Source organism: Photobacterium sp. GB-1 (assembly GCF_003026165.1).
Taxonomy (GTDB): domain Bacteria; phylum Pseudomonadota; class Gammaproteobacteria; order Enterobacterales; family Vibrionaceae; genus Photobacterium.
Genome location: NZ_PYOB01000049.1, coordinates 1 through 3,750 on the forward strand (window position 1 = coordinate 1; position 3,750 = coordinate 3,750).

At 39.5% G+C, this 3,750-nt stretch carries 5 protein-coding genes and 1 pseudogene; all 6 read right to left on the reverse strand.

Features of this window, described 5'->3' with window-relative positions; translation table 11 throughout:
* Positions 1–336: DUF2931 family protein (locus C9J45_RS21255; protein ID WP_146144337.1), on the reverse strand; the 336-nt coding region annotated here is incomplete at its 3' end.
* Positions 337–417: 81 nt separating this feature from the next.
* Positions 418–1,158, reverse strand: coding sequence for a DUF2931 family protein (locus C9J45_RS21260; RefSeq protein ID WP_107292994.1), 741 nt, complete (start codon positions 1,156–1,158; stop codon positions 418–420).
* Complete coding sequence (locus C9J45_RS21265; protein ID WP_199187183.1) at positions 1,159–1,392, reverse strand: hypothetical protein; 234 nt, start codon at positions 1,390–1,392, stop codon at positions 1,159–1,161.
* Between the two features lie 138 nt (positions 1,393–1,530).
* Positions 1,531–2,487, reverse strand: coding sequence for a hypothetical protein (locus tag C9J45_RS21270; protein ID WP_107291486.1), 957 nt, complete (start codon positions 2,485–2,487; stop codon positions 1,531–1,533).
* A 259-nt stretch (positions 2,488–2,746) separates the two neighbouring features.
* Positions 2,747–3,487, reverse strand: coding sequence for a DUF2931 family protein (locus C9J45_RS21275; RefSeq protein WP_107292995.1), 741 nt, complete (start codon positions 3,485–3,487; stop codon positions 2,747–2,749).
* 81 nt (positions 3,488–3,568) lie between these two features.
* Positions 3,569–3,750, reverse strand: a pseudogene (locus C9J45_RS21825) (hypothetical protein); the annotation flags it as partial.

Consider the following 3,750-nt stretch of genomic DNA (forward strand, 5'->3'; position numbering starts at 1 on the left):
CACAACTTTATCGGGTAAATGATTTGTATATCTTATCTGGGAGTATTGAGCGATCCCAAAAGTTAACGATAATCCATATCCATCATAGTCCGGTTGAGACTGTTTAATTCGTTCTAAATCGCTGATTGTCATAAATTGACTATGAGTGTGTAAAATAGAGGTCCAATCTTCTTGCGTGTTAATACCATATGCTTTAGTGACTCTGACAGGGTAAAATGATGGCATAGCGTAACCAACCGTCCAATCAGGAACTTCATCAGGTACGCGTTCTCTATTTATCATGCTACAACCAGCCAGTAATAGGCATAGCACACCTGTTGATATAATATTTTTCATTTACTGTCCTTGTGTAATTAATGCTGAATCTAGCTCTTTCATTGAGCGCCTCACAGAAACCTGTGAGGCGATAGGCCAATATTAATGAAGCTGGTCAACAGTAAAATGTTTAGATGTATAAACCTTATTTACCTTGTCCCAAGGGATAGGGGTTAAGGTTGCGTTAGCATTTTTAGCTCTAATATTTAACTCGTCTTCATAATCACGCTTGTAGGCAGTTGATGAATTTCCGTTATAGTCCGTTTCGGGTGTGCTAGTTGGCGATAGCTCAGTAACGTACGTATACTTGCCACACCCTTCAAGCCACACTTTCACTTGCCCATTTGGTAGGAAACCAAAATCAAATGTCGTTTGGTAGCAGGTTCGGTTTATTCCATCAGCCTCAACATGGTTTTGTTGTTTATACATCAGCGCTTTCACTTTAGGTGTGACATCTAATTCAGTAATGTAGAACTTCGCATCAAAAAGGGATGTCCAATAGAGCACGATTTTGTCGGGTAAATGATTGGTAGGTTGAATTTGTCTATACCAGCCCATCGTAGTAGTAGCGAGGGGTAAGCCATAACCATTATAATCAGGTAAAAAGCCCTTAATACGGTTGAAGTTACTAACCGTCATAAATTGGCTGTGGGTGTGTAAAATAGAGGTCCAATATTCTTGCGTGTTAATACCATATGCTTTAGTGACTCTGACTGGATAAAATGATGGCATAGCATAAGCCACAGTCCAATTCGGAACTTCATCAGGTACGCGTTCTCTATTCATCATGCTACAACCAGCCAGTAATAGGCAGAATACTCCGGTTGATATGATCTTTTTCATCTACTGTCCTTGTTTACATTCGAATATTTGACGCTCATTGTATCTTTGCTCTGTCGGACTAAATATTTTAAGCTCAGAGGCCTTTCGTGATACCTGCTCTTTAATTGGCACATGATAATTGTTACGAGTAAACGGAAAGTGCACACCTTTTCTGGCCATTTGAGACCAAAAGCCTTGCTGATTCCCCGGCGCTTGCGGCGGAATATGCTGTGAGTTGTACGGGGTATTTTTCATGGTTATTTTCAATCTTTCTTCGGCGTTAACGATTTCCAGAGTAAGAATACACGCTTAATAGACTGGGCAATAATTGGCCTGATTATGAGATATTACCTCCATAAAAAAGCACGCCGAGATGGGCGTGCTTATTATGCGTTAGGCAGAAGCCGTGTTTGGTGTGGTTGCTTTAGAGTTTGTAGTAGGGATCGGTATCGCTTTTCCTAATGGTGGCTCTGAAATTTGTTTTTCAATAATTTTCGTTGCCGCTTGTATAAACTCTTCATCATCCATACTGAACCAAAAGTCAGGCTTTCGATTATGTGCCTTGTCATAAGCAACGGTTGTACTGTCTTTATGGCGAAAAGGCTCATTCATTGGAATGTCGGGCAAAGGCTGGCTCACATCCATATACGCTTGGATCATGTTCCATAAGCGTTGGTATTCATCAAGATCTCTTGAGCCATAAATAAAACGACTAATGGGCACACCACATCTGTAACCGTTATATCGATGAACTAGAAACAGATTGTAATTAATAGCTCCTTGTGGGGTTGGCGATGTAGTTAGGTAGCAATCAAACTCAATAAAAGGATGACTAAATCGCACCTTATCACCCTGACCAAATAACGTGACCATCCCCGTTTCTCGACTTAATCTAAATAACGGTTTTCGCGGCAGTTTGCTACCAAAGAAAGAGAAAGATTTCCAAAGTAAAAAACACAATACCTCAATACAGGTTATACCGATATATGCTGCATTAACTTCACTTTGTGGAGCTTTAGTGAGAATGTTTGCCATAAAACAAACTAATAAAGCCAAGGGCATCAGATATAATGTTAAGACTTTTGCAATAGAGGCAAAGTGAAAATAAATCATCCCCCACCAGGGAAAGGTCATATCATCAATTTGACGCTCATTGTATCTTTGCTCTGTCGGACTAAATATTTTAAGCTCAGAGGACTTTCGTGATACCAGCTCTTTAATTGGCACATGATAATTGTTACGAGTAAAAGGAAAATGTACACCTTTTCTGGCCATGTTTGACCAAAAGCCTTTATGATTCGCTGGCGCTTGCGGCGGAATGTGCTGTGAGTTGTACGGGGTATTTTTCATGGTTATTTTCAATCTTTCTTCGGTGTTAACGATTCTCAGAGTGAGAATACACGTTAAATAGACTGGGCAATAATTGGCCTGATTATGAGATATGACCTCCATAAAAAAGCACGCAGATTATTATGCGTTAGATCGTTTACTCATTCATATCGTGTTAACGTGATTTTGGATTAGTTTTTATAATGTTTTAATGTAATGGTTTGACGAATCATATAAAACTAAAACGCCTCACAGATTTCTGTGAGGCGATAGGCCAATATTAATGAAGCTGATCTACAATATATTTTTTTGATGTATATATCTTATTTACCTTGTCCCAAGGGATAGGTCTCAAGGTTGCGTTAGCCTTTTTAGCTCTAATATTTAACTCGTCTTCATAATCATGCTTGTAGGCAGTTGATGAATTTCCGTTATAGTCCGTTTCGGGTGTGCTCGTTGGTGACAGTTCAGTAACGTACGTATACTTGCCACACCCTTCAAGCCACACTTTCACTTGCCCATTTGGTAGGAAACCAAAATCAAATGTCGTTTGGTAGCAGGTTCGGTTTATTCCATCAGCCTCAACATGGTTTTGTTGTTTATACATCAGTGCTTTCATTTTTTGGGTAACATCTAATTCAGTAATATAGAACTTCGCGTTAAAAAGGGATGTCCAGTAAAGCACGACTTTATCGGGTAAATGATTGGTAGGTCGAATTTGTCTATACCCGCCCATCGTAGTAAAGTAGAGTGGTAATCCATAGCCATTATAATCAGGTAAAAAGCCCTTAATACGGTTGAAGTCACTAACCGTCATAAATTGGCTGTGGGTGTGTAAAATAGAGGTCCAATCTTCTTGCGTGTTAATACCAAATGCTTTAGTGACTCTGACTGGATAAAATGATGGCATAGCATAAGCTACAGTCCAATTCGGAACTTCATCAGGTACGCGTTCTCTATTTATCATGCTACAACCGGCCAGTAATAGGCAGAGCACCCCTGTTGATATAATATTTTTCATTTACTGTCCTTGTTTAAGGAACGCTTTATCTAGATTTTTAATTGAGCGCCTCACAGAAACCTGTGAGGCGGTAGGCCAATATTAATGAAGCTGGTCAACAGTAAAATGTTTAGATGTATAAACCTTATTTACCTTTTCCCAAGGGATAGGCGTTAAGGTTGCGTTAGCCTTTTTAGCTCTTTTAAGTACAGAGTTTCTTGTCTGGTTATGATCAGAGTAAGTACTTCCGTTATAGTCCGTTTCGGGTGTGCTCGTTGGTGACA

What these genes read in the sequence shown, in the direction of transcription:
- C9J45_RS21260 (WP_107292994.1), bottom strand. Translation starts at nt 1,158, where the DNA reads ATGAAAAAGATCATATCAACCGGAGTATTCTGCCTATTACTGGCTGGT.
- C9J45_RS21265 (WP_199187183.1), bottom strand. Translation starts at nt 1,392, where the DNA reads ATGAAAAATACCCCGTACAACTCACAGCATATTCCGCCGCAAGCGCCG.
- C9J45_RS21270 (WP_107291486.1), bottom strand. Translation starts at nt 2,487, where the DNA reads ATGAAAAATACCCCGTACAACTCACAGCACATTCCGCCGCAAGCGCCA.
- C9J45_RS21275 (WP_107292995.1), bottom strand. Translation starts at nt 3,487, where the DNA reads ATGAAAAATATTATATCAACAGGGGTGCTCTGCCTATTACTGGCCGGT.